The organism is Roseateles aquatilis (genome assembly GCF_002205645.1).
Lineage (GTDB): Bacteria > Pseudomonadota > Gammaproteobacteria > Burkholderiales > Burkholderiaceae_C > Roseateles > Roseateles aquatilis.
The window spans coordinates 1-22,714 of the sequence record NZ_NIOF01000024.1 but is presented as its reverse complement, the minus strand read 5'-3'; the positions used below and the strand labels follow the sequence as shown (position 1 = coordinate 22,714).

The window sequence follows — 22,714 nt, the reverse complement described above, 5'->3', positions numbered from 1 at the left end:
CCTGCCGCTTCCCTTCGCGGCCTCGTTCCGCCCGTTCCATCGCTTGCTTCTTCGCCTTCGCCCCCCAATGAAAGACGCCCTGCGCCAGCAGTTCGACCGCCTCGGCTACCGCCTGGCCGAACTCGACACCACGCTCGCCGACGGCAGCGTCGCCGCCGACATGAAGCGCTACCGCGCGCTGACCCGCGAGCAGTCGGAGGTGTCGTCGCTGGTCGAGCGCTACCGGCGCTACCTGCAGCGCGAGCGCGACCTGGCCGCCGCCCGCGAGCTGCTCGACGAGGGCGACGCCGACATGGCCGACATGGCGCGCGAGGAGATGGCCGCGGCGCAGGCGGACATCGATCGTCTCGACCAGGAGCTGCAACTGGCGCTGATCCCCAAGGATCCGGACGACGAGCGTCCCGCCTTCCTCGAGATCCGCGCCGGCGCGGGCGGCGACGAGTCGGCGCTGTTCGCCGGCGACCTGACCCGCATGTACACGCGTTTCGCCGAGGCGCAAGGCTGGCGCTGCGAGGTGCTGTCGGCCAATGAATCGGACCTGGGCGGCTACAAGGAAATCGTGCTGCGGTTGGACGGCGACGGCGTCTACGGCCGGCTCAAGTTCGAGTCCGGCGGGCACCGCGTGCAGCGCGTCCCCGCCACCGAATCGCAGGGCCGCATCCACACCAGCGCCTGCACCGTCGCGGTGATGGCCGAGCCCGACGAGGCCGAGGAGATCCAGCTCAACCCGGCCGAGCTGCGCATCGACACCTTCCGGGCCAGCGGCGCGGGCGGGCAGCACGTCAACAAGACCGACAGCGCGATCCGCATCACCCACCTGCCCACCGGCCTGGTCGCCGAGTGCCAGGACGATCGCAGCCAGCACCGCAACAAGGCCAAGGCAATGGCGGTGCTGGCCGCGCGCCTGCGCGAGAAAGACCGTGTCGAGCGCGCCGCCAAGGAGGCCGCCCAGCGCAAGAGCCTGATCGGCAGCGGCGACCGCAGCGACCGCATCCGCACCTACAACTTCCCGCAGGGCCGGCTGACCGACCACCGCATCAACCTGACGCTGTACAAGCTCGGCGCGATCATGGACGGCGATCTCGCCGACCTGCTGCAGGGGCTGCAGCAGGCGCAGGCGGCGGAACAGCTCGCGGCGCTGGAGGGCGGCGCCGCATGAACGAGCCGTCGACCGTCGCCGGCGCCCAGCGCGCCGCCATCGCCGCCGGCCTGCCGCGCCAGGAGGCGCAGTACTTGCTGCAGGCCCTGCTAGGGGTCTCCCGCGCCTGGCTGATCAGCCACGACACCGACGTGCTCGGCGGCGAGACGCGTCGGCGCTTCGACCACTGGCTCGCCCAGCGGCTGGATCAGGTACCGCTGGCCTACCTGACCGGCGAGAAGGAGTTCTTCGGCCTGACGCTGCGCGTCACGCCCGCCACGCTGATCCCGCGCCCCGACACCGAGGTGCTCGTGGTATGGGCGCTCGAATGCCTGGGGCCGGCGCTGGGCTCGGGTGCAGGCGCCGCTACGGCCGCAGCCGCGGGTGTGGATCCATCAGCGCCTCGCGTCGTGGACCTGGGCACCGGCTCCGGGGCGATCGCGTTGGCGATCAAGTCCCGCCGGCCGGACGCCGACGTGCGCATGGTCGACGCCAGCCCCGATGCGCTGTCCGTCGCCCGGGACAACGCGACGCGCCTGGCGCTCGGCGTCGAGGGCCACCTGGGCAGTTGGTTCGAGCCGCTGGCCGGCCAGGCGCCGTTCGACCTGATCGTCAGCAATCCGCCCTATGTCGCGGGTGACGACCACCACCTCGCCGCGCTGCGACACGAGCCCCGGATGGCCCTGACGCCCGAGGGCGACGGCCTGGACGACCTGCGTCATCTGGTCCGCCACGCGCCCGATCGGCTGCGCCCCGGGGGCTGGTTGCTGCTGGAGCATGGCTGGGACCAGGCCGACGCGGTGATGGCGCTGCTGCGGGAGCGCGGCTTCGTCGACGTCGCCAACCGCCGCGATCTGGGCGACCAGCCACGCGCCAGCGGCGGGCGCTGGCCGGGCTGACTGCCACCCGCGACAACTGAACGGGGCGACCGCCAGAACCCGGCCGCGCGCCATCGGCTGCTCGCCCACCCGTGGCTGGCCGCCCGGTGGCCGCCGATCCCCGCTTCGGCGCCTTCGGTCGGGTTGTCGTTCCGCACTGCGGGACGGCGCGGAAAAACAGCAACAACCGCGACTTTCCCCCTCATCTCGATCTGGCGAAGTAACCGGGCCGGGCGTAGCATGGTCCGACCAAGCTGCCCGGATCCGTTTCGGGCGTTGTCGTCAACGTCAACCGGGAGACCTGTCATGCGCGCCGCATCCCCGCTTTCGCGCCTTGCCATGGTCCTGGCCGGCGTCTGCCTGGCCGGCGGCGCGATGGCGCAACAGGGCCTGCAGCTCAAGCCCGATGCGCAGGCCTTCAGCCGCTGGCAGGCGCGCCTGCAGTTGAGCCAGAGCCAGGACGACGACAGCACCACTTACGACGCGCGCCGCGGCAGCCGGCTGCTCAGCGCCAATCTGCTGGCGGACTATTACCTGACCGGGTCCGGCTTCGGCAGCGGCACCCGGGGCGGCCTGCGCGCCACCGGCGGCCTGCTGGTGGGCCCGATGTCGCTGCTGCAAAGCAGCAGTGGCCAGGCGCTGGGCCGCGGGTCCGCGATCACCTCCGCCCTCTCGGCCGGCCGCCGCACGCTCAGCCTGCTGACCGGCCCCGAGCGCGAGCCCAACCTCTCGCTGTCCTACGTCGGCCTGGGCTACACCAGCTACTCGCTGCGCAACGGCTGGGGCTTCAGCGCCGATTTCGGCCTCGTCGCCAACGGCGCGCCCGGGCTGCGGCTGGGCAACAGCGCGCCGCAGAACGACCTGGCGTCCGACCTGCGCTACAAGCCGGTCGTGCAGTTCGGCGTCAGCTACAGCTTCTGATCCCCGCGCGGCAGATCCTTCCCGTCAGGCTCTCCCGCGGCGGACATCGAACCCGCCACGGCGAGGTCTTGTCCACTGGCCGATAATCTCTGGATCGCGTGGCCGGTCCCCGTGGGCGCCTGCCCCTGGAACGAAACCTGCCGCGCTCCGGCCACCCGCCAGCGGGCGTCCGGATGGCCGGATGGATGCCGTCCGCGCCGCCCCGCTTTCGACTTTCAGCTTTCACGCACCTACGAGGATTCCGCCATGAGCGACGTTCAGCAACGCATCGACGATCTGGTCAAGAGCAGCCGCGTCATGCTCTTCATGAAGGGCACGGCCCAGTTTCCGATGTGCGGCTTCTCCGGCCGCGCGATCCAGATCCTGAAGGCCAGCGGCGCGCCCGAGATCAAGACCTTCAACGTGCTGGAGGACGAAGGCGTCCGCCAGGGCATCAAGGAATACGCCAACTGGCCCACCATCCCGCAGCTGTACATCGACGGCGAGTTCGTCGGCGGCTCGGACATCATGATGGAGATGTACGAAAGCGGCGAACTGCAGCAGCTGCTGGCCAAGGCCTGATGAGCGCGCCTGCGGCACCACGGCCGCGCCTGGTCGTCGGCATCACCGGCGCGACCGGCGCGGCCTACGGGCTGCAGTTGCTGCGCCGCGCGCGCCAGTTGGGCGCCGAGACCCACCTGATCCTGAGCCCCGCCGGCGTATTGAACGCTCACCACGAGCTGGGCCTGAACCGCGACGCGCTGGAGCGCGAGGCCGACGCGGCTTATGCGCCCGGCGATGTCGGCGCCTGCGTGGCCAGCGGCAGCTTCCGCACGGCCGCGATGGTGATCGCGCCCTGCTCGATGCGCACGCTCGCGGCGGTCGCGCATGGGCTGTCGGACAACCTGATGTCTCGCGCCGCCGACGTCACGCTGAAGGAGCGCCGCCGGCTGATCCTGATGGTGCGCGAGACGCCGCTCAACCTGGCCCATCTGCGCAACATGACCGCCGTGACGGAGATGGGCGGCATCGTCTTCCCGCCGCTGCCGGCGCTGTACCTGCGCCCCCAGTCGATCGACGAGATGGTCGCCGAGACCGTCGAGCGGGTGCTGGAGCTGGCGCAGTTGCCGGGCGCCGAACCGCAGCCCTGGCTGGGGCTGAGGCCGTCGGCCTGAGCACGGCTTGCCGCGATCCCCGCTGGCTCGCCTCGCCGACGCCGCCTCCGGGCGGCGTCGTTGTTTGCAGGGAAGGTCAGGGTGACTTGCCGCGGCTGACGCGACACCGTCATGCGGACCTGCCCTAGGCCTGACCGGACACCAGCCAGCGCTTGCGCGCGCCCATGACCATGTTCGGATACTCCGGCCGCCCGCGGCTGCCGTTGTAGCGGCCCAGCGCCAGGTACAGGTCGCCCTTCTCGATGTCGAGGTAGTGGCGCAGGATCACGCAGCCGAAGCGCAGGTTGGTCTGCATGTGGAACAGCCGCGAGGCCTGCCCGTCGCCGATCAGCCGCGACCAGAACGGCATCACCTGCATGTAGCCCCGCGCGCCGGCCACGCTGATCGCGTACTTGCGGAAGCCGCTTTCCACCTGCACCAGCCCCAGCACCAGCGCGGGCTCCAGCCCGGCGCGGGTGCTCTCGTACCAGACGGTCTCCAGGAACTCGATGCGCGTTTGCGCCTCGCTCTTCTGGCGCTTGAGGCGCTCGCTCATCTCGCCCAGCCAGCGCAGGTAGGCCAGGCGCGGCTCGATCGCGTCGAAGCGCGGCTTGGGAGGCGCGTCCGAGGCGATCGCCGCGGACAGCGCCGAGCGCACCGCGTCGGCCAGCGGCTCCTCGACCTGCGCGCCCGCCAGCGCCGGACGCGGCAGGCAGGCCGCCGCCCCGGCCAGCAGCAACGCGCGGCGCGTGGTCGAGGAAGATGAGGGCTTGAGAACTGGAGCGGACACGGCGGCGGTCGACGGGATCACGAAGTAAGAGGAACGAAGGAAGCTTGGCGGCGCGAGGCGGCGACACGCAGCGCCGCGACGGGCGATGGTCAGCGGGACAACCAGCGTTCCAGCGGCAGGCGTTTCGGCCCGAGCGCGTGCGCGAGTATCACGCCCGTGCCCCAGTAGGCCAACGCCAACCCGGTCACGACGACGGTGCTGGGCTGCCAGGCCAGACCAGCGCCGCTGAAGAGCGCGAAGCTCGCGACCGAGCTCATCAGGTACAGCGTCAACGTATGCCGACCGAGCGGCGCCAGCGCGTTCAGCAGCCGCGTGTCGTGGCGCATCCGGTTGACCAGCATCGGCACGGCGGCGCTCAGCAGCAGCACCGTTGGATAGAGGTAGTAGATGGCGTAGCAACCACCGATGAAGCTGTCCCCGTCGCGCAGGCCCGGCCAGAGCAGGGATGTGAAAGCGACGTTCACCGCAACGGCGGGCCAGAACCAGCGCCGCGACCAGCGCCGCAGCGCCGGCTCCCAGCGGGGGTGCGAGAACAGCCGCAGCCGCGCCGCCATCAGTCCCGCGGTCATCAGCAGCAACGGGGTCGGCAGACCGAGCAACACGAAGGCGATCGTCGTCGAGAGGAAGTGACCGGCATTGCTCAGCGTCCAGGCCGCCCAGGTCGTGGGCGCCGACAGCGGCACGGACGGCTCGCCGGTCAGCGGCAGATGCGACAGCACCACGGTGAGCGCGACGACCGCCAGTTGAAGCAGGACCAGGACATACGCCCGCACCTTCAACTGGGCCAGCGAATGGGCGCTCCACATGGCCAGCACCGAGCCGGCGACCGCGTAGAGCGTCAGGATGTCGCCCATGTAGAGCAGCGTGCCGTGCAGGATGCCCAGCAGCAGCAGCTTGCCGAGCCGCCGCCGCCGATGCGCGAGGCCAGCCTCGCCGCGGTCCTGCGACAAGCCCTGGCTGTAGCCGAACAGGAAGGCCAGCAAGGCGATGCCCTTGCCGGCCACCAGCGCATGCAGGAACCATGAGACGGCCTGCGCGGCCATGCTGTCGGCGGGCGTGGGCGCGGTGAGCGGGCCCATGTCGGGCAGCGCCGGATAACCGACCCAGTTGACCAGCACCACCGGCAGCAGCGCCAGCGCGCGAAGCGCGTCCACCGCCGCGACGCGCTGCGGCGGACGGGCGAGGCTCACGCCAGGCGTTGCTTCAGGTGGGCGACGACGTCGGCCAGCGCCAGCTTGGTCGCTTCCGCGTCGCGGCGGCCCTGGTACTCGACCTGGCCTTCCTTCAGGCCGCGGTCGGAGATCACCACGCGATGCGGCACGCCGACCAGTTCCCAGTCCGCGAACATCGCGCCGGGGCGCTCGCCGCGGTCGTCCAGCAGCACGTCGATGTCCAGGTCCAGCAGGTCCTGGTGGAGCTGGGTCGCGGCGGCCTTGACGTCCTCGCTGCGGTCCATGCCGATCGGGCAGACCACCACGGTGAATGGCGCGATCGCGTCGGGCCAGACAATGCCGCGTTCGTCATGGTTCTGCTCGATCGCCGCGCCCAGGATGCGCGTCACGCCGATGCCGTAGCAGCCCATCTCCATCAGTTGCGGCTTGCCGGTCTCGTCCAGGTAGGTCGCGTTCATCGCGGCCGAGTACTTGGTCCCGAGGTAGAACACATGGCCGACCTCGATGCCGCGCTGAATCGCCAGCACGCCCTTGCCGTCGGGCGATGGATCGCCTTCGACGACGTTGCGGATGTCGGCCACCAGGTCGGGCTCGGGCAGGTCGCGGCCCCAGTTGGCGCCGGTGAAGTGGAAGTCCGCCTCGTTGGCGCCGCAGACGAAGTCGGCCATGTGGGCCACCGTGCGGTCGGCGACGATCTTCACCGGCAGCTTCAGGCCGATGGGGCCGAGGTAACCAGGCTTGCAACCGAAGTGCGTTTCGATCTCGCCGACGGTGGCGAAGCGGAAGCCGCCCTTCAGACCCTCGATCTTGCCGGCCTTGACTTCGTTCAGGTCGTGGTCGCCGCGCACCAGCAGCAGCCAGACCTGCGACTTGGCGACCTCGCCCTGCTCGTTCAACTCGTCGGTGGCCAGCACCAGCGACTTGACGGTCTGCGCCAGCGGTAGCTTCAGCAGTTCGGCGACGTCCGCGCAGGTCGACTTCGACGGCGTGGCGGTCTTCGTCAGCGCCTGCGTCGCCGCGCCGCGCGCGGGCAGCAGGGCCAGCGCCTCGGCCAGCTCGATGTTGGCGGCGTAGTCGCTGGTGGGGCAATAGACGATCGCGTCCTCGCCGGTCTCGGCGATGACCTGGAACTCGTGCGAGCGGTCGCCGCCGATCGCGCCGGTGTCGGCCGCCACGGCGCGGTACTGCAGGCCCAGTCGATGGAACACCTTGCAGTAGGCCGAGTACATGTTCTCGTAGCTGCGGCCGGCGCTCGCGACGTCACGGTCGAACGAGTAGGCGTCCTTCATCGTGAACTCGCGACCACGCATCACGCCGAAGCGGGGACGACGCTCGTCGCGGAACTTGGTCTGGATGTGATAGAAATTTTTCGGCAGCTGCTTGTAGCTGCGCAGCTCCTGGCGGGCGATGTCGGTGATGACCTCTTCCGACGTCGGCTGGATGATGAAGTCGCGGCCATGGCGATCCTTCACCCGCAGCAGTTCGGGGCCCATCTTGTCGAAGCGGCCGGTTTCCTGCCACAGCTCGGCCGGTTGCACGACCGGCATCAGCAGCTCGACCGCGCCGGCGCGGTTCATCTCGCTGCGGATGATGTGCTCGACCTTGCGGATCACGCGCAGCCCCATCGGCATGTAGTTGTAGATGCCGGCGCCCAGGCGCTTGATCATGCCTGCCCGCATCATCAACTTGTGGCTGACGATCTCCGCATCGGCGGGGGCTTCCTTGAGCGTGGAGATGAAGAACTGGGAGGCTTTCATGGGCGCAAAAATAAAAGTCCGCGGCCAGCGAAGCTGCCGCGGCACGTGCGTGGATCCGGGCCGGCATCATCGTGGGACCCGCCTTCGGCGCGCCTGCCCGGGAGGCATCGCCAGGGCCCGCCACGGGCCCGGATCGCCGATTGCTACCGAGGGTTAGCGATGATCGCTCCGGGCCGTGAGCCGGGTGCAATAATCGATCCAACGAATGATTCGAGGTTGATTATGCTCGACCGTGAAGGCTTCCGGCCCAACGTCGGCATCATCCTGCTCAACCACAAGAACGAGGTGTTCTGGGGCAAGCGCATACGCACGCATTCTTGGCAGTTCCCCCAAGGGGGCATCAAGCATGGCGAAACGCCCGAGCAGGCGATGTTCAGAGAGCTGCATGAGGAAGTGGGCCTCACTGCAGACCACGTGCGCATCATCGCGCGCACGCGCGATTGGCTCCGCTACGAGGTTCCGGATCACTTCATCCGGCGCGATGCCCGCGGCCACTACCGCGGCCAGAAACAGATCTGGTTCCTGCTGCAGATGACCGGTCGCGACAGCGACATGAACCTGCGCGCCACCGACCATCCCGAGTTCGACGCCTGGCGCTGGAACGAGTACTGGGTCCCGCTCGAGGCGGTCATCGAGTTCAAGCGCGGCGTCTACCAGATGGCGCTGACGGAGCTTGCGCGCTTCCTGCCCCGCCTGAATCACCACAACCGCTATCTGCGCGCCGGCATGCGTCCGCCACCTCGCGGCGACCGCCACGGCGGCCATGGCCATGGGGACGGCGACCATCATCGCCACGACCACGACGATCACCCGCATGAACACGGCCATGAGGCGCACGAAGTGACCGCCACGACGGCGACGCACGATGCGCATGCGCCGCACGACGCCGCGCCGCAAGGCGGCGGACACGGCGGGCCGACGGAGCCGTCGAAGGACTGACCCCCGCCGCGCAACGACAAAGGCGCTGGTCTTCACCAGCGCCTTTTTCTTTCTCGCGCTCCGCTGCGCGCTACGTGGCGCGCTGGGTCATGCGTTGAGTGACGCGACTCGGCGCCGCGCCGGCTCAGCGCATCACGAGGTTGTCGCGATGTATGAGTTCCGGCTCCGCCGAGTAGCCCAGCACCCGCTCGATGTCGAACGACGGCTTGCGCGCGATCAGTCGCGCTTCGGCGCTGCCGTAGTTGGTCAGCCCCCGCGCCAGCTCCTTGCCGGCCAGGTCGAGGATGGCGATCACGTCGCCGCGATGGAATTCACCGGTCACGTCCTGCACGCCGATGGGCAGCAGGCTCTTGCCCTCTTCCCGTAGCTTGATCGCCGCGCCCGCGTCGACGCGCACCGATCCGCGCAGCTGCAGATGGTCCACCATCCACTGCTTGCGCGCCGCGAGCTTCGCGGTCGACGCCAGCAGCGCGGTGCCGATGCGTTCGCCGCTCGCCAGGCGCAGCAGCACATCGGGCTCGCGTCCCCAGGCGATGACGGTGTTGGCGCCACTGCTCGCCGCGCGCTTGGCCGCCAGGATCTTGGTGATCATGCCGCCGCGGCCGATGCTGGAGCCGGCGCCGCCCGCCATCTCCTCGAGCTCCGGCCGGCCGGCGACGGCCTCGTCGATGAAGCGCGCGGTCGGGTCCCTGCGCGGATCGGCCGAGTACAAGCCCTTCTGATCGGTGAGGATCACCAGCGCGTCGGCCTCGACCAGATTGGCGACGAGCGCGCCGAGCGTGTCGTTGTCGCCGAACTTGATCTCGTCGTTGACGACGGTGTCGTTCTCGTTGATGACCGGCAGCACGCGATGCTGCAGCAACGCCAGCAGCGTCGAGCGCGCGTTGAGGTAGCGCTCGCGATCGGCCAGGTCCGCGTGGGTCAGCAGCACCTGCGCGCTGGTGAGGCCCTGCTCGCGCAGCTTGGTCTCGTACATCTGCGCCAGCCCCATCTGGCCGACGGCCGCGGCGGCCTGCAGCTCGTGCAGCTCCTTCGGCCGGCTGACCCAGCCCAGGCGCTTCATGCCTTCGGCGATCGCGCCGCTGGAGACCATCACCAGCTCGCGGCCCTCGCGCGCCAGCTCGGCGAGCTGACGGCACCAGTTGCCGATGGCCTCGGCATCGACGCCGCGGCCCTCGTTCGTCACCAGACTGGAGCCGACCTTGACGACGATGCGTCGCGCATCCTTCAGGACACTCTTCAATTCATCGTTGCTCATGGTCGGGGTGCGTCAGCGAGACGATCGAAAACTCAGGGCAGGGGATCGAAGCGGGGATCGCGCTCCGGCGGCTTCTCGGCCTTGTCCGCCTTGCCGGCCTTCTTGGCGGCGGGTTTCCCGGCGGCGGCCTTCGTCGCGGACCTGGCCGCCGGCTTCGCCACCGGCGCGTCCTGCGGGGCCGCCTCGGAGTCATCCGAGAATTCGGCCGCCTGGGCAGCCGCCTTCTCTTCCTTCGCGGCCTTGATCGCCTTCGCCTTCGTGGCGCGGGTCGCGCGCGTTTCCTGGAAGGCCTTGGGCGCTTCGACCACCGGCTCGTCGAAACGGACGTCCGGATCTTCGATCGGCGGCGCCTGGATCGCGGCGACGTGCTCGTAGATGGCGCGGATCAGGGACTCGCAGCCCTCGCGCGTCAGCGCCGAGATCTGGAACACCGGACCCTTCCATTTGTAGCGCTTGACGAAGTCCTTGACGCGCGCCTCGCGCTCTTCGGCGGGCACCATGTCGAGCTTGTTCAGCACCAGCCAGCGCGGCTTCTGATGCAGGGCCTCGTCGTACTTCTTCAGTTCCTTGACGATGGCCTTGGCCTCGGCGACCGGGTCGACCTCGGGATTGAACGGCGCCAGGTCCACCACGTGCAGCAGCACGCGCGTGCGCTGCAGGTGGCGCAGGAACTGGTGGCCCAGACCCGCGCCCTCGGCGGCGCCTTCGATCAGGCCGGGAATGTCGGCGATCACGAAGCTCTTCTCCGGAGCGACGCGCACGACGCCCAGGTTCGGATACAGCGTCGTGAACGGGTAGTCGGCGATCTTCGGGCGCGCGTTGGACACGGCCGCGATCAGCGTCGACTTGCCGGCGTTGGGCTGCCCCAGCAGGCCGACGTCGGCCAGCACCCGCAGCTCCAGCTTGACCTTCTTGACCTCGCCGGGCCAGCCGGGCGTCTTCTGACGCGGGGCGCGGTTGGTGCTGGTCTTGAAATGCAGGTTGCCGAAACCACCGTCGCCCCCCTTGGCCAGCAGCACCGGCATGTCGGGCTCGATCAGCTCGGCGATGACTTCCTCGGTCTCCAGGTCGCGGACGATGGTGCCGACGGGCATGCGCAGGATGATGTCCTCGGACGCGGCGCCGAACTGGTCCGAGCCCCGGCCGGCCTCGCCGTTGCGGGCCTCGTGGCGGCGCGCGTAGCGGTAGTCGATCAGCGTGTTCAGGTTGCGATCCGCGACTGCGTAGATGCTGCCGCCGCGCCCGCCGTCGCCGCCATCGGGACCGCCGAAGGGGATGAACTTCTCGCGGCGGAAACTCGCGCAGCCCGCTCCGCCATTGCCGGCGGCGATATCGATGGTGGCTTCGTCAACGAACTTCATGGATGGCCTTCAGTCCCGGAGCGGGGCTATCGTAATTCACGCCCCGCGCTCCCGCGCCGGGTCATGCTTTGGATCGATGCGAGTCGGGACTCGCGAAACACGGAGGCCCGCGCGACTTCAGGGCCTGAAAGAACAAAGCCCCGGACGAAGCCGGGGCTTGGGGGTCCGCGCCGCGCCGGGACGAGCCCGGCACGGCGCTTCAGGACATCAACAGACTCAAACCGCCGTGACGACGACGGTGGAGCGGCTGTTTTCGCCCTTGACGGTGAAGGACACCGTGCCGTCGACCAATGCGAACAGCGTGTGGTCCTTGCCCATGCCCACGTTGGTACCGGCGTGGAACTTGGTGCCACGCTGACGCACGATGATGGAGCCCGCCGAGATGGTCTGGCCGCCATACACCTTCACGCCCAGCATCTTGGGCTTGGAGTCGCGGCCGTTTCGTGTCGAGCCGCCGCCTTTTTTCTGTGCCATGGATTACTCCTTGATCAGATTGCTAAAGAGTGGACCGATTGCTCAGCCGTTCACCGCGCTGATTTCCAGCTCGGTGAAGGTCTGGCGATGGCCTTGGCTCTTCTTGTAGTGCTTGCGACGGCGCAGCTTGAAGATGCGCACCTTGTCGTGCTTGCCATGGGCCACGACAGTGGCCTTGACGCTGGCGCCAGCAACCAAGGGAGTGCCAACCTTCAGTTCAGCGCCGTCTCCGACTGCCAGAACCTGGTCGATCACGATCTCTTGGCCAACTTCCGCAGCAATCTGTTCTACCTTGATCTTTTCGCCAGCAGCAACCTTGTATTGCTTGCCACCGGTTTTTATGACCGCGTACATATCAGCCCTTTCACATACGGACAGCCGCCCCAAGCCGGGAATCAGCAGGTTCGACCGCCCAAGAAAAAACACCGCACAAAGATGCGGAGCCCGCGAATGTAGCACAGGTGCTAACCCTGATGCAAACGGCCAGTCCTCTCAGGACCCGTGGTCATCGGCCTCGCGGGTCACCGGCGCAGGGACGCCCCTCCTTCGGAGCGGCTCGCGGACGCATCGCCGGAACCCCTTCGACATGGCGTTGTGCGAGACCGCGGCCGACGCGGGTCGGCATGCGCGCGGGCCTTCCTATAATCCGCGCTTCCCCTCACTGTGAGTCGAGAGTGCAGCCTATTGCCTCTACCCAAGTTGCCGAGGTCCTCGCGGCGCTGAATGCGCAGATGGATGAAGTCGATGCCGTCATCGCGCAACGCCTTCGTTCCGACGTGGCCCTGATCAATCAGATCTCCGCGTACATCATTCACGCTGGCGGCAAGCGGATGCGTCCCAAGCTGGTGTTGATGTTCGCGAATGCGCTGGGTGCCGACTCCCCCGCCAGTCGCGAGCTCGCGGCGGTGGTCGAGTTCATCCACACCGCCACGCTGCTGCATGACGACGTCGTCGACGAGTCCGCGCTGCGCCGCGGCAAGCAGACCGCCAACGCGCTGTTCGGCAACGCCGCGAGCGTGCTGGTCGGTGACTTCCTCTATTCGCGCGCTTTCCAGATGATGGTCTCGGTGGACCGGATGCGCGTCCTGGAAGTGCTGGCCGACGCCACCAATGTCATCGCCGAGGGCGAGGTCCTGCAGTTGATGAACATGCACGACCCCGATGTCGCGGTGGACAGCTACCTGCGCGTCATCCGCTACAAGACCGCCAAGCTGTTCGAAGCCAGCGCGCGCCTGGGCGCCGTGCTGGCCGACGCGCCGCCGGCACTGGAAGACGCCTGCGCCGGCTACGGTCGCGCGCTGGGCACGGCCTTCCAGTTGATCGACGACGCGCTCGACTACGAAGGCACCAGCGAGTCGCTCGGCAAGAACGTCGGCGACGACCTGCGCGAAGGCAAGCCCACGCTGCCGCTGCTGATCGCGATGGAGCGCGGCACCGACGATGAACGGGCGCTGATCCGTCATGCGATCGAGCATGGCGAGGTCGAGCGCCTGAAGGACATCGTCACCATCGTCCAGCGCACCGGCGCCCTGGAGGCGACGCGCGAAGCCGCGCGCGCGGAGGTCGCACAGGCCCACCAATATCTGTCCGAGCTGCCCCTTTCCAAGTGGAAAGAAAGTCTGCTAGAATTTGCGGCTCAGTCGGTGGAGAGAAGTTCTTGAAACTCTCGATCGAATGAACACCAAAACGGGGTGTAGCTTAGCCTGGTAGAGCGCTACGTTCGGGACGTAGAGGCCGGAGGTTCGAATCCTCTCACCCCGACCAGACAAAAAGACCAAAAAGCCCAAGTGAATCAAGCACTTGGGCTTTTTTGCTTTTGATCGCCATGAATGACGATTCGGAGTAAATCTCGGCCCTCGATGGCCCAAGAATGGCCCAGCAAGTCGATGTGGTTTTGACTCGGGGGGCGTAGGGCACATGCCCTAGGTCGGCACAGACCAGGCTTACGGCTTGACGGTGCTGTGAATTTCCCCATACTGTCATGCATGGGTGGACGTAACAGCGCTCCTGCCTAGCGCCCTACAAGAACGCTGTGTAGCCCAAGGCGCAAGTGGCAGGTGAGATCAAGTGAAATGAGAGATAGCTTGATCAATAGAGCACGCAACGCTCGGCTGCTTTGAGCAGCCAGGGGCGCAGTCTGGGCCGTAAGCGCACGCGGTCCTTTCGTAACCCCAAGTGACTACGGCACCGTGAGGTGCGGTGACCAGCGCACGAGCTTCGACCACCGGTAGCTCTGCCCGCCGCAACCAACAGCATCGGCTCTCGCAAGCGCGTTTGCTTGTGAGACTCCTATGCCGAGATCATCTCCGGTCGCCCGTACTGGCGACTCATCACGCCCCGCACGGTCAAAAAGCGCACCCAAGCCGGTTGCGCAAGCTGTGGCAGAGGGCTTCGTCCCCGTCTGCCTCGCTCCTACGTTGCCACCTGTGGCCCCGCCTGCCGATCTGCCTCGGATTCTGTTCATCGAACAACTTGCCCAGCTCATTGGCAAGACCGAAACAACGATCAGAACGTGCGCGACCAACACCAAGTATGCGCACCTGATCCCTCGGCCCTTCAAGCTCCCGCACAGCCGCCGTCTTTGCTGGTACGAGTGCGATGTCCTTCAGTGGATCGAGTCCACCCGCCCCGCCGAGCCACCACCGCCGCGCCGCCCCCGTGGCCGCCCAACGAAAGCCGAGCAGCTGTCGCGGGCTCGATGGGCTCAAAACACCGCAGCACAAGCGTCGGCCAAGGGAGGTGAGCAATGAGATCCCTTGACGACTTCCCCATCGACGGCGACGCAGCCCTCCGCGCCGAGTATGCCGCCGCGTTGATCGCACGAGGCATTTCCGGAGAAGATGCCCATGCACTTGCAGCGAGAACGCAGTACTTGCCGCGCACGACCCAGGCGGCAAAGCCCTCGCTGCGAGCAGACGCCCTTCCGCTACCTGACGCTCAGCCAAAGGCGCTCAGCGCTCGTGACGCCAAGCTGCTTGAAGCAGGGGTCGCCATCGCGCAAGACCCACCAGATTGGAATGAGTTGATCTTCCATCACTCCATCCTTTGTCAGACCGGCCTGCCGCGTCGGAAAGTGAAGGAGCGGGAGTTCCAGCGTCGTGTCGGTTCGGCATGGCTGCACGTGCAGGCAGGCATCCTCAGCATTGCCGGCGTGCCGGTTCCTCAGCCCATCCCGTACGGCGCTACCCCGCGCCTTGCTTTGGCATGTATCGCCACGTTGGCCCTGCGAAGCAGTTCGCCGGCCATCGAAATTGGTCGCACGCCCGCTGACTTCATGCGCTTGATTGGCCTCGCTGACACGCAAGGGGGTCGCTACAAGACTCTGCGCTGCCAGCTCAACGCCATGGCTGCCTGTCGGCTTCAGATGGGCTTCGCCGACCATACCTTCAACAGCATGGCCGTGAAGCAGTACGAAGCTTGGCTGCCGCGTTCTGCCGGTGAACTCAACAAGTGGCCCAATGTTCTTGTTCTCACCGACGACTTCTACAAAGAGTTGCGCGCACACGGCGTTCCACTGGATCGTCGTGCGCTTCACGCTTTGACCGGGTCCGCCCTGTGCATCGACATCTACACATGGCTGGCCTACCGGCTTCACCTCATCAAGGGGCCACCCGTGACCGTCCCGTGGGCGGCGCTGCGCCTGCAATTCGGGCAAGAGTACTGTGGCGTTCGTGCCGAGGACGATTTCCGCACGAGCTTCTTGCTTGCCCTACCCAAAGTGCTGGCGGAATACCCGCAAGCGAAAGTCACCCGATACCCAGGCGGGCTGGAGCTGCACGCCTCGCCTCCGCCCGTGCAACCACGAGTCTTTGCGGTGAGTCCGCCCCGCCGTCCGCGATGCGAGAGGAGCGGTGCATGAGCAAGCTCATACAAAGTCTAAAAGCCAAGATGCTTCAAAGCACCAAGCTTCTACAGCAGCTTGCGTCCGACCGCTCGCGCAATGCCGGTCGCTCGCCCGACACGGAGCACGACTACCTGCGACTCGGGCAATCGTTGCTCAGACGAGCCAAGGTGGCGCAGGACGGCTTGATCGGCGTGGTGTCTGACACCCTACGCCCCTCCACGTTCCAGAAGCGCATGTCCGCCCTGCGGTTCACCCTGCAGCAAAGGCAGTTGGAATTGCTGGGCAGCATCATCGAACCCGTTTCGGATGAGCAGGCACAAAGACACATCGCTGCGTTCGACGAACAAATCGCGCGCGTGCAGGCCCTGCTCGAACTTCGGCGAAGAGGCCTGGGCGGTCTGCGAGCCCTACGCAACAGCAAACGGCGAGCCCTCAGTGGGCTTCCCCCTGACTGGCGCGTCCAACTCTGCAATCGCGGCCGTGCGGGACGGTACGGTGCTGCCTTGCTGGTCGCAGCGCTGACGGGATGCCGCCCCAGCGAACTGGAGAGAGGCATCAAGGTTTGGCAAACGCAGGATGCAGCGACGCAGGAGATCGAGATCCACTTTGAGGTCGCTGGTGCGAAGGTCAAACGGGAACAAGGGCAGCCGCATCGCCGCCTGACGTACGCGGCGGGAGACACGCATCCGTTGTTGTCGATGATCAAGGCGCTGTTGCCCGGCACGGCCGAGACCCCAGTCGTCGTTCAGGTCGCGAGCGCCATGAACTTCTCTGCAGAGGTACAGCGCTTAGCTGGCTGCTTGTGGCCTTCGCACCCGCACACCGTGACGGCGTATTGCCTAAGGCACCAATGGGGGGCAGATGCCAAGCGGAACGGCGACGCAGACGCGGTCAGCCGGGGGCTGGGCCACCTATCCCGAAAGACTCAGAGGGTCTACGGCACCGCATCACAAGGCAAACCGGCACATCGTCTGAAGCCACTGCGTATCGAAGCAGAGAGGCCGGTCAAGGGCACGGCGCCTGAAGTGGCGCCTACCGATCCCGACGAACCGGAGTCCGCTAGCTGATCCGACAGGGCCAATTGGGGTAAACAACGAGTTATTGGGGCAATGAAGATCAAACATACCCCAATTTGCAGTAGTATTACCCCATTCTTTCTCGTCCGGATGCTGCCGCATGCAATCACTCTCGCAAGACTACCTCGCCAAGCTGCGCTTCGACGCGCAGCAGCTGGCGACGTTGCGCGCCCTGGGTGAGTACAGGGGCAAGCAGCAGCTCTTCGTGGCGCAGTCGCCGGAGGTCTTGAGCGATCTGCGGCAAGTGGCAGTGGTCGAGTCCACCGAGTCGTCGAACCGCCTGGAAGGCGTGGTCGTCGCCGCGCACCGGCTGAAGTCCCTGGTGCTCAAGAATGCCACGCCGCAAAGCCGTTCCGAGCAAGAGGTGGCAGGCTACCGCGATGCCCTCGGTCTGATCCATGAGAGCGGTGAGCAGATGCCGTTTTCCGAAGGCACGGTCCTGCAGCTGCACGGCATGCTGTACCGCTACATGCCCCAACCAGGCGGGCAATGGAAGGCCACCAACAACGACATCGTCGAGCGCCACCCCGATGGCAGCTCACGCATCCGCTTTCGTCCGGTTGCCGCGCACCTCACACCCATCGCGATGGCGGACCTGATCGCGCGCTACCGCTTGGCCTTGGATCAGCACTTGGCAGACCCCCTGGTTCTGGTGCCGCTGGCCATCCTCGACTTCCTGTGCATCCACCCGTTCCCGGATGGCAACGGCCGCATGGCACGTCTGCTCACCCTGCAGCTGCTCTATCACTTCGACTATGCGGTGGGCCGCTTCATCAGCCTGGAGCGCATCTTCGAAGAGTCGAAGGAGAGCTACTACGAAACGCTGGAGGCCAGCTCCCAGGGCTGGCACGAGGCCGCACACGACATCGCCCCGTGGCTCGATTACTTCTGGGGCGCCCTGCTGCGGGCCTACAAGGAATTTGAAGAGCGCGTGGGCACCATCGAGCGAGGCCGTGGCGCTAAGGGCGACCGCGTTCGCTCTGAAATTCTCAAACGCCAACTGCCCTTCTCCATCTCGGAGATCGAAGAGGCCTGCCCCGGCATCAGCCGCGACATGGTGCGCGTGATCCTGCGCGCTATGAAGGCCGAGGGGGTGATTGCCCCAACAGGAAAGGGACGCGGCGCGAAATGGTCGCAAGTCAAGGCGGAGGGGAAAGTCTGATGCAACAGACGCTGACGCCATATCAAAGCCTGTACTACGCCTGGCTGTTGACCCGACGCGCGGCGGGCGACTCTGTTGAGTCGCTCGCCTCCACCTTGGTGGACTCGCAAGTTGACCTCAACCCCCATCAAGTCGAGGCAGCCCTGTTCGCCTGTGCGAATCCACTATCGCGCGGCGTCATCCTGGCCGACGAAGTAGGGCTCGGCAAAACCATCGAGGCGGGGCTGGTGATCTCCCAGCGCTGGGCTGAGCGCCGCCGTCGCATCCTGATCATCGTGCCCGCCAACCTGCGCAAGCAATGGCACCAGGAATTGCAAGACAAGTTCAACCTGCAGAGTGTTCTGCTGGAAGCCAAGAGCTACAACACCCTTCGCAAGCAAGACCGCCGCAATCCCTTCCAAGGCGCAACAGGCCCCGTCATCTGCTCGTACCAGTTCGCCAAGGCCAAGGCCGGTGACATCAAGGCTGTCGAATGGGATCTGGTGGTTCTGGACGAAGCCCACCGCCTGCGCAATGTCTACAAGGCCAGCAACGTCATCGCCAAGACGCTGAAAGAGGCACTGGCGCATGTCCACTCGAAGGTGCTGCTTACAGCTACGCCGCTGCAGAACTCGCTGCTGGAGCTGTACGGCCTTGTCAGCATGATCGACGACCGCGTGTTCGGTGACATCGACAGCTTCCGCACGCAGTTCACCGCGCAGCCCCGTGAGCAGGCTTTTGCAGCGCTGCGCTCCAGGCTTGCGACCGTGTGCAAGCGAACGCTACGCAGGCAAGTCCAGCAGTACGTGCCATACACGGCACGGCGTGCCATGGTGGAGGAGTTCACCCCCTCGACCGAAGAGCGCGAACTCTCAAACTTGGTGGCCGACTACCTTCGCCGCCCAAACCTCAAAGCCCTGCCCGAGGGCCAGAGGCAGCTGATCTCACTCGTGCTGTGGAAACTGCTGGCCTCGTCCACGCACGCTATCGCAGGCGCGCTGGAGACAATGGCCAAGCGCCTCGAAGGCGAACTCGAAGCATCCCCAGATGTCCCTGATCTGGCGGAGGTACTCGACGACGACTACGAGTCACTCGACGAAACCGCAGACGAGTGGGATGGCAGCGCTGAGACCACAGACGCATCGCCAGCGGCCCAGCGCGACGCTGTTGCACAGGAGATTGCCGAGCTGCGGCACTTCAAGACCCTGGCAACCAACATCCGCGAGAACGCCAAAGGCACCGCGCTGCTGACCGCCCTAGACAAGGCATTCGCCGAGCTTGAGCGGCTGGGAGCCGCCAAGAAGGCCATCATCTTCACAGAGTCCAAGCGCACTCAGGAGTACCTGCTCTCGCTGCTAGAGAAGACACCGTACGGTGAAGGCATCGTGCTATTCAACGGCACGAACAGCGACGCCCGCGCCCAAGCTGTCTACGCGGACTGGATCAAGCGCCACCAGGGCACCGACAAGATCACCGGCTCGCGCACGGCAGACACGCGCGCGGCCCTGGTGGAGCACTTCAAAGAGCGCGGCACCGTGATGATTGCCACCGAGGCAGGCGCTGAAGGCATCAACCTCCAGTTCTGCTCGCTGGTGATCAACTTTGACCTGCCATGGAACCCGCAACGGATCGAGCAGCGCATCGGTCGCTGCCATCGTTACGGACAGAAGTTTGACGTTGTGGTGGTGAACTTCGTTGACCGCAGCAACGAAGCCGACGCCCGCGTCTACGAGTTGCTGGACCAAAAATTCCAACTCTTCGAAGGCGTGTTTGGTGCCAGCGACGAGGTACTGGGCGCCATCGGCTCCGGCGTGGACTTCGAGCGGCGTATCGCGGACATCTATCAGAACTGCCGTGACCCAGATGCCATCAAGGCTAGCTTCGAGCAATTGCAGCGCGACCTGTCCGGCGAGATCAACGAAGCCATGGTGAAAACGCGGCAGATCCTGCTTGAGAACTTCGATGAAGAGGTTCAGGACAAGCTGCGTGTACGAGCTGAGGCCAGTAGCGCCGCACGAAGCAAGTACGAGCGCATGCTGCTGGACTTGACGCGAGCAGAGCTCGCGGGGCACGCAACATTCGATGAAGAAGGATTCGTCCTACAGCGACTCCCAAGCTCCGCACTTGCTGGCGTCGAGCTGGGGCGGTACGAATTGCCCCGGCGATCAGGCGAATCGCATCTGTATCGGATCGGGCATCCACTCGCCGAGTGGGTAACAGCCCAGGCGAAGTCCCGAAAGCTGCCGATGGCCAAACTGCTGTTTGACTACGGCGCCTACGGCACGCAGATCAGCACTTTGAAGAACTATCGCGGCAAGTCTGGTTGGCTGTCCGTGAGCCTGGTCGCCGTGGAAGCGCTGGGCAACTTGGAAGAGCGGCTTGTCGTGGCCGCCGTCACCGTTGACGGGTCACCGCTGGCCGAAGACGACCCGTCGAAACTCCTGCGCCTACCCGTGAAGCTGGAAGGGCCGTGCGATGGCAATGAGCCGGTGTCCGAACTAGCCGAGGACAGTTTGGGCCGCAGGATGGACATCCTGCGTGAGATCAACCAGCGCAATCTGGGCTACTTCGAGCAAGAGGTCCAAAAGTTGGACGACTGGGCCGACGACCTCAAGCTGGGCATCGAGCAAGAGATCAAGGAGATCGACCGGCAGATCAAAGAAGTCCGGCGTACGGCAGCCAGTGCGCCGACGCTGGACGAGAAGTTGTCGTGGCAAAAGAAACAACGTGAGCTTGAGAGTACGCGCACGAAGCTGCGTCGCGAACTCTTCAACAAACAAGATGAAATCGAGGCCCAGCGCAACGACATCATCAGTCAGTTAGAAGGCCAGCTCAAACAACAAGTCAAAGAGCAGCCCCTTTTCTGCATTCAATGGGAGCTAATCTAATGTCAAAAAGGGAGATCGCCAGAGGTTCAGTCTGGCGCCAGTGGGATCTGCACGTGCACACACCGGCGTCCTTCCACTGGACAGGCAAGAAGTTCGACGGAGACATATCCTCTCCTGAGAACCGCACGCTGATCGACGAAATGATCGAAGCGATGAATGCCGCTGAGCCGGCCGTCTTCGCGATCATGGACTACTGGACGTTTGACGGATGGTTCGCGCTCAAGCGCCGACTGGCTGAACCTGGCGCACCCGCGCTGAAGAAGATCGTATTTCCGGGTATCGAGCTGCGACTCTCCGCCCCGACGACCAAGCGCCTCAATGCACACGTCATCTTCGCAGAGACGATCCCAGACCACCATCTGCGAGAGTTCCTGTCTGACCTGAAGCTTGAACGCACGGACAGGGCTGAATCGCCCCGGGTTTCGAGGAGGCTCCAACTCTGGAGAATGGAGCCATGAAGAAGTCCCCGAAGTTTTCGCCTGAGGTGCGTGAGCGTGCCGTGCGCATGGTGCTGGAGCACCGGGCAGAGCATCCGTCGCAGTGGGCGGCCATCGAATCCATCGCCGACAAGATCGGCTGCGTGCCGCAGACCTTGCACACCTGGGTCAAGCAGCACGAGGTCGATTCCGGCCAGCGAGACGGCGTCTCGACTGTGGAGGCTCAGCGCGTCAAGGAACTGGAGCGAGAGGTGCGCGAGCTGCGCAAGGCCAACGAGATTCTGAAGCTGGCCAGCGCGTTTTTCGCCCAGGCGGAGCTCGACCGCCGCATCAAGTCCTGAAGGCGTTCATCGACCAGCACCGCCAGCAGCTTGGGGTCGAGTCGATCTGCCGCGTCTTGCAGATTGCCCCATCGGCGTACTGGCGCCACGCCGCGTGTCAGCGCAGCCCTGTCTTACGCTCTTTGCGGGCTCAGCGCGATGCGCAGTTGCTGCCGCAGGTGCATCGCGTCTGGCAGGCCAACCACCAGGTCTATGGCGCCGAGAAGGTCTGGCGCCAGCTCAACCGCGAAGGCGTGGCCGTTGCGCGCTGCACCGTCGAGCGTCTGATGCGTCAACTCGGGCTGCAGGGCGTGCGACGCGGCAAGGCTGTGCGGACCACCATTCCCGATCCCAAGGCGCCATGCCCGCTGGACCGCGTCAATCGGCAGTTCCGTGCCGAGCGGCCGAACCAGCTCTGGGTCTCGGATTTCACCTATGTTTCGACCTGGCAAGGCTGGGTCTATGTGGCGTTCGTCATCGACGTGTTCAGCCGGCGCATCGTGGGCTGGCGCCAGAGCAGCTCGATGCACACCGAGTTCGTGCTCGACGCGCTGGAGCAGGCGCTCTACGACCGCAAGCCGAGCGAAGACGATGGGCTGGTGCATCACTCAGACCGCGGCTCGCAATACCTGTCGATTCGCTACAGCGAGCGGCTGGCCGAGGCCGGCATCGAGCCCTCAGTGGGCTCGAAGGGCGACAGCTACGACAACGCCCTGGCCGAGACCATCAACGGGCTGTACAAGGCCGAGGTCATTCACCGGCGCGGGCCGTGGAAGACCAAGCAGGCGGTGGAACTGGCAACGCTGGAGGGGTCGCCTGGTTCAACCATCACCGGCTGATGGGGCCGCTGGGGCACGTCCCGCCTGCGGAGTTCGAAGCCAATTACCATCGTCAACGCGCTGGTCAGGCCGCGACCGTCTGACTTAAACCAACTGGCCTCCGCAGAACCCGGGGCGATTCATACTGCCCTGAATCTCGGACGGATCCATCAGACCCTGAACCGGAGCAATCTGTGCGTATCAATGAACCCGTAACCCAGCGCGAATATGAGATCCGTGAGGACGCGACGCTCATGTCCACCTGAATCGCCCCGGATTTCCTAGACACCCGTGAGCCGTTGGGAATGGCGTCGTTCGAACTCGACCGGCGAAGTGTCGCCTGCGGTGCCGTGGCGCCGCTTGGGGTTG

The 22,714-nt window shown here is 65.9% G+C and carries 17 protein-coding genes, 1 tRNA gene, 3 pseudogenes and 1 other annotated feature; of the genes and pseudogenes, 14 read left to right on the top strand and 7 right to left on the bottom strand.

All coding sequences use genetic code 11. The annotated features are described in order from the left end of the window. Positions 1–67: 67 nt before the first annotated feature. The 5 genes from prfA (at position 68) to CDN99_RS27175 (ending at position 4,091) form a co-directional block, all read left to right on the top strand. Positions 68–1,159 (top strand): peptide chain release factor 1, encoded by a 1,092-nt coding sequence (prfA, locus tag CDN99_RS27195; RefSeq protein ID WP_088388694.1) that lies wholly within the window; start codon positions 68–70, stop codon positions 1,157–1,159. Further along, complete coding sequence (gene prmC / locus CDN99_RS27190) at positions 1,156–2,037, top strand: peptide chain release factor N(5)-glutamine methyltransferase (protein ID WP_088388692.1); 882 nt, start codon at positions 1,156–1,158, stop codon at positions 2,035–2,037. The genes prfA and prmC overlap by 4 nt, the downstream gene beginning before the upstream one ends. Positions 2,038–2,322: 285 nt before the next feature. Then, positions 2,323–2,937 carry a hypothetical protein gene (locus CDN99_RS27185; RefSeq protein WP_141101017.1) on the top strand — a complete coding sequence of 205 codons (615 nt, stop codon included), beginning with the start codon at positions 2,323–2,325 and terminating at the stop codon, positions 2,935–2,937. A gap of 246 nt (positions 2,938–3,183) precedes the next feature. Further along, positions 3,184–3,498, top strand: a complete 315-nt coding sequence (gene grxD / locus CDN99_RS27180) for a Grx4 family monothiol glutaredoxin (RefSeq protein ID WP_088388688.1) — start codon at positions 3,184–3,186, stop codon at positions 3,496–3,498. Continuing rightward, entirely contained in the window at positions 3,498–4,091 is a 594-nt protein-coding gene (locus CDN99_RS27175) for a UbiX family flavin prenyltransferase (RefSeq protein ID WP_088388686.1), read from the top strand. The genes grxD and CDN99_RS27175 overlap by 1 nt, the downstream gene beginning before the upstream one ends. A gap of 124 nt (positions 4,092–4,215) precedes the next feature. Here the strand turns inward: CDN99_RS27175 and CDN99_RS27170 are convergent, their stop codons facing one another. From CDN99_RS27170 to CDN99_RS27160, 3 genes are all read right to left on the bottom strand, one after another. Continuing rightward, positions 4,216–4,860 carry a lytic transglycosylase domain-containing protein gene (locus CDN99_RS27170; protein ID WP_088388713.1) on the bottom strand — a complete coding sequence of 215 codons (645 nt, stop codon included), beginning with the start codon at positions 4,858–4,860 and terminating at the stop codon, positions 4,216–4,218. Between the two features lie 89 nt (positions 4,861–4,949). Further along, positions 4,950–6,050, bottom strand: a complete 1,101-nt coding sequence (locus tag CDN99_RS27165) for a DUF418 domain-containing protein (RefSeq protein WP_088388684.1) — start codon at positions 6,048–6,050, stop codon at positions 4,950–4,952. Then, positions 6,047–7,789 carry a proline--tRNA ligase gene (locus CDN99_RS27160; RefSeq protein ID WP_088388682.1) on the bottom strand — a complete coding sequence of 581 codons (1,743 nt, stop codon included), beginning with the start codon at positions 7,787–7,789 and terminating at the stop codon, positions 6,047–6,049. Before CDN99_RS27160 ends, CDN99_RS27165 begins: the two co-directional genes overlap by 4 nt. 222 nt (positions 7,790–8,011) lie before the next feature. On the opposite strand from CDN99_RS27160, the gene CDN99_RS27155 reads away from it, so the two are divergent. Next, positions 8,012–8,728, top strand: a complete 717-nt coding sequence (locus CDN99_RS27155; protein ID WP_088388680.1) for an RNA pyrophosphohydrolase — start codon at positions 8,012–8,014, stop codon at positions 8,726–8,728. Positions 8,729–8,852: 124 nt separating this feature from the next. On the opposite strand, the gene proB is transcribed toward CDN99_RS27155, so the two are convergent. The 4 genes and pseudogenes from proB to rplU all read right to left on the bottom strand — a co-directional run bounded on the left by proB (position 8,853) and on the right by rplU (position 12,175). Further along, positions 8,853–9,986 carry a glutamate 5-kinase gene (gene proB, locus CDN99_RS27150; RefSeq protein WP_088388678.1) on the bottom strand — a complete coding sequence of 378 codons (1,134 nt, stop codon included), beginning with the start codon at positions 9,984–9,986 and terminating at the stop codon, positions 8,853–8,855. A gap of 209 nt (positions 9,987–10,195) precedes the next feature. After that, positions 10,196–11,347 (bottom strand): annotated as a pseudogene (gene cgtA / locus CDN99_RS27145) (Obg family GTPase CgtA); the annotation flags it as partial. Positions 11,348–11,563: 216 nt separating this feature from the next. After that, positions 11,564–11,821, bottom strand: a complete 258-nt coding sequence (gene rpmA / locus CDN99_RS27140) for a 50S ribosomal protein L27 (RefSeq protein WP_088388676.1) — start codon at positions 11,819–11,821, stop codon at positions 11,564–11,566. A gap of 42 nt (positions 11,822–11,863) precedes the next feature. Next, positions 11,864–12,175 carry a 50S ribosomal protein L21 gene (gene rplU, locus CDN99_RS27135; RefSeq protein ID WP_088388674.1) on the bottom strand — a complete coding sequence of 104 codons (312 nt, stop codon included), beginning with the start codon at positions 12,173–12,175 and terminating at the stop codon, positions 11,864–11,866. 377 nt (positions 12,176–12,552) lie between these two features. Between rplU and CDN99_RS27130 the strand changes: the two genes are divergently transcribed. The 8 genes and pseudogenes from CDN99_RS27130 to CDN99_RS27090 all read left to right on the top strand — a co-directional run bounded on the left by CDN99_RS27130 (position 12,553) and on the right by CDN99_RS27090 (position 22,449). Continuing rightward, the gene (locus CDN99_RS27130; protein WP_088388672.1) at positions 12,553–13,482 is read left to right on the top strand and encodes a polyprenyl synthetase family protein; all 930 of its coding nucleotides are present in this window, start codon (positions 12,553–12,555) and stop codon (positions 13,480–13,482) included. 26 nt (positions 13,483–13,508) lie between these two features. After that, a tRNA-Pro gene (locus CDN99_RS27125) sits at positions 13,509–13,585 on the top strand. Positions 13,586–14,567: 982 nt separating this feature from the next. Beyond that, positions 14,568–15,680 carry a replication protein RepA gene (locus tag CDN99_RS27115; RefSeq protein ID WP_088388670.1) on the top strand — a complete coding sequence of 371 codons (1,113 nt, stop codon included), beginning with the start codon at positions 14,568–14,570 and terminating at the stop codon, positions 15,678–15,680. Further along, positions 15,677–16,732: a site-specific integrase gene (locus CDN99_RS27110; RefSeq protein WP_088388710.1), complete on the top strand. Its 1,056-nt coding sequence runs from the start codon at positions 15,677–15,679 to the stop codon at positions 16,730–16,732. The genes CDN99_RS27115 and CDN99_RS27110 overlap by 4 nt, the downstream gene beginning before the upstream one ends. Positions 16,733–16,841: 109 nt before the next feature. Then, the gene (locus tag CDN99_RS27105) at positions 16,842–17,903 is read left to right on the top strand and encodes a Fic family protein (RefSeq protein ID WP_088388668.1); all 1,062 of its coding nucleotides are present in this window, start codon (positions 16,842–16,844) and stop codon (positions 17,901–17,903) included. Continuing rightward, positions 17,903–20,770: an SNF2-related protein gene (locus tag CDN99_RS27100; RefSeq protein ID WP_088388666.1), complete on the top strand. Its 2,868-nt coding sequence runs from the start codon at positions 17,903–17,905 to the stop codon at positions 20,768–20,770. Before CDN99_RS27105 ends, CDN99_RS27100 begins: the two co-directional genes overlap by 1 nt. Further along, positions 20,770–21,174, top strand: a pseudogene (locus CDN99_RS27095) (TrlF family AAA-like ATPase); the annotation flags it as partial. The gene CDN99_RS27100 and the pseudogene CDN99_RS27095, both read left to right, overlap by 1 nt. Before the next feature lie 50 nt (positions 21,175–21,224). Next, positions 21,225–22,449: pseudogene (locus CDN99_RS27090) on the top strand (IS3 family transposase). Beyond that, positions 21,503–21,619, top strand: a sequence feature (AL1L pseudoknot). (Overlaps the previous pseudogene by 117 nt.) Positions 22,450–22,714: the final 265 nt, after the last annotated feature.

What these genes read in the sequence shown, in the direction of transcription:
- prfA (WP_088388694.1), top strand. Translation starts at nt 68, where the DNA reads ATGAAAGACGCCCTGCGCCAGCAGTTCGACCGCCTCGGCTACCGCCTG.
- prmC (WP_088388692.1), top strand. Translation starts at nt 1,156, where the DNA reads ATGAACGAGCCGTCGACCGTCGCCGGCGCCCAGCGCGCCGCCATCGCC.
- CDN99_RS27185 (WP_141101017.1), top strand. Translation starts at nt 2,323, where the DNA reads ATGCGCGCCGCATCCCCGCTTTCGCGCCTTGCCATGGTCCTGGCCGGC.
- grxD (WP_088388688.1), top strand. Translation starts at nt 3,184, where the DNA reads ATGAGCGACGTTCAGCAACGCATCGACGATCTGGTCAAGAGCAGCCGC.
- CDN99_RS27175 (WP_088388686.1), top strand. Translation starts at nt 3,498, where the DNA reads ATGAGCGCGCCTGCGGCACCACGGCCGCGCCTGGTCGTCGGCATCACC.
- CDN99_RS27160 (WP_088388682.1), bottom strand. Translation starts at nt 7,789, where the DNA reads ATGAAAGCCTCCCAGTTCTTCATCTCCACGCTCAAGGAAGCCCCCGCC.
- CDN99_RS27155 (WP_088388680.1), top strand. Translation starts at nt 8,012, where the DNA reads ATGCTCGACCGTGAAGGCTTCCGGCCCAACGTCGGCATCATCCTGCTC.
- proB (WP_088388678.1), bottom strand. Translation starts at nt 9,986, where the DNA reads ATGAGCAACGATGAATTGAAGAGTGTCCTGAAGGATGCGCGACGCATC.
- rpmA (WP_088388676.1), bottom strand. Translation starts at nt 11,821, where the DNA reads ATGGCACAGAAAAAAGGCGGCGGCTCGACACGAAACGGCCGCGACTCC.
- rplU (WP_088388674.1), bottom strand. Translation starts at nt 12,175, where the DNA reads ATGTACGCGGTCATAAAAACCGGTGGCAAGCAATACAAGGTTGCTGCT.
- CDN99_RS27130 (WP_088388672.1), top strand. Translation starts at nt 12,553, where the DNA reads ATGGATGAAGTCGATGCCGTCATCGCGCAACGCCTTCGTTCCGACGTG.
- CDN99_RS27115 (WP_088388670.1), top strand. Translation starts at nt 14,568, where the DNA reads ATGAGATCCCTTGACGACTTCCCCATCGACGGCGACGCAGCCCTCCGC.
- CDN99_RS27110 (WP_088388710.1), top strand. Translation starts at nt 15,677, where the DNA reads ATGAGCAAGCTCATACAAAGTCTAAAAGCCAAGATGCTTCAAAGCACC.
- CDN99_RS27105 (WP_088388668.1), top strand. Translation starts at nt 16,842, where the DNA reads ATGCAATCACTCTCGCAAGACTACCTCGCCAAGCTGCGCTTCGACGCG.
- CDN99_RS27100 (WP_088388666.1), top strand. Translation starts at nt 17,903, where the DNA reads ATGCAACAGACGCTGACGCCATATCAAAGCCTGTACTACGCCTGGCTG.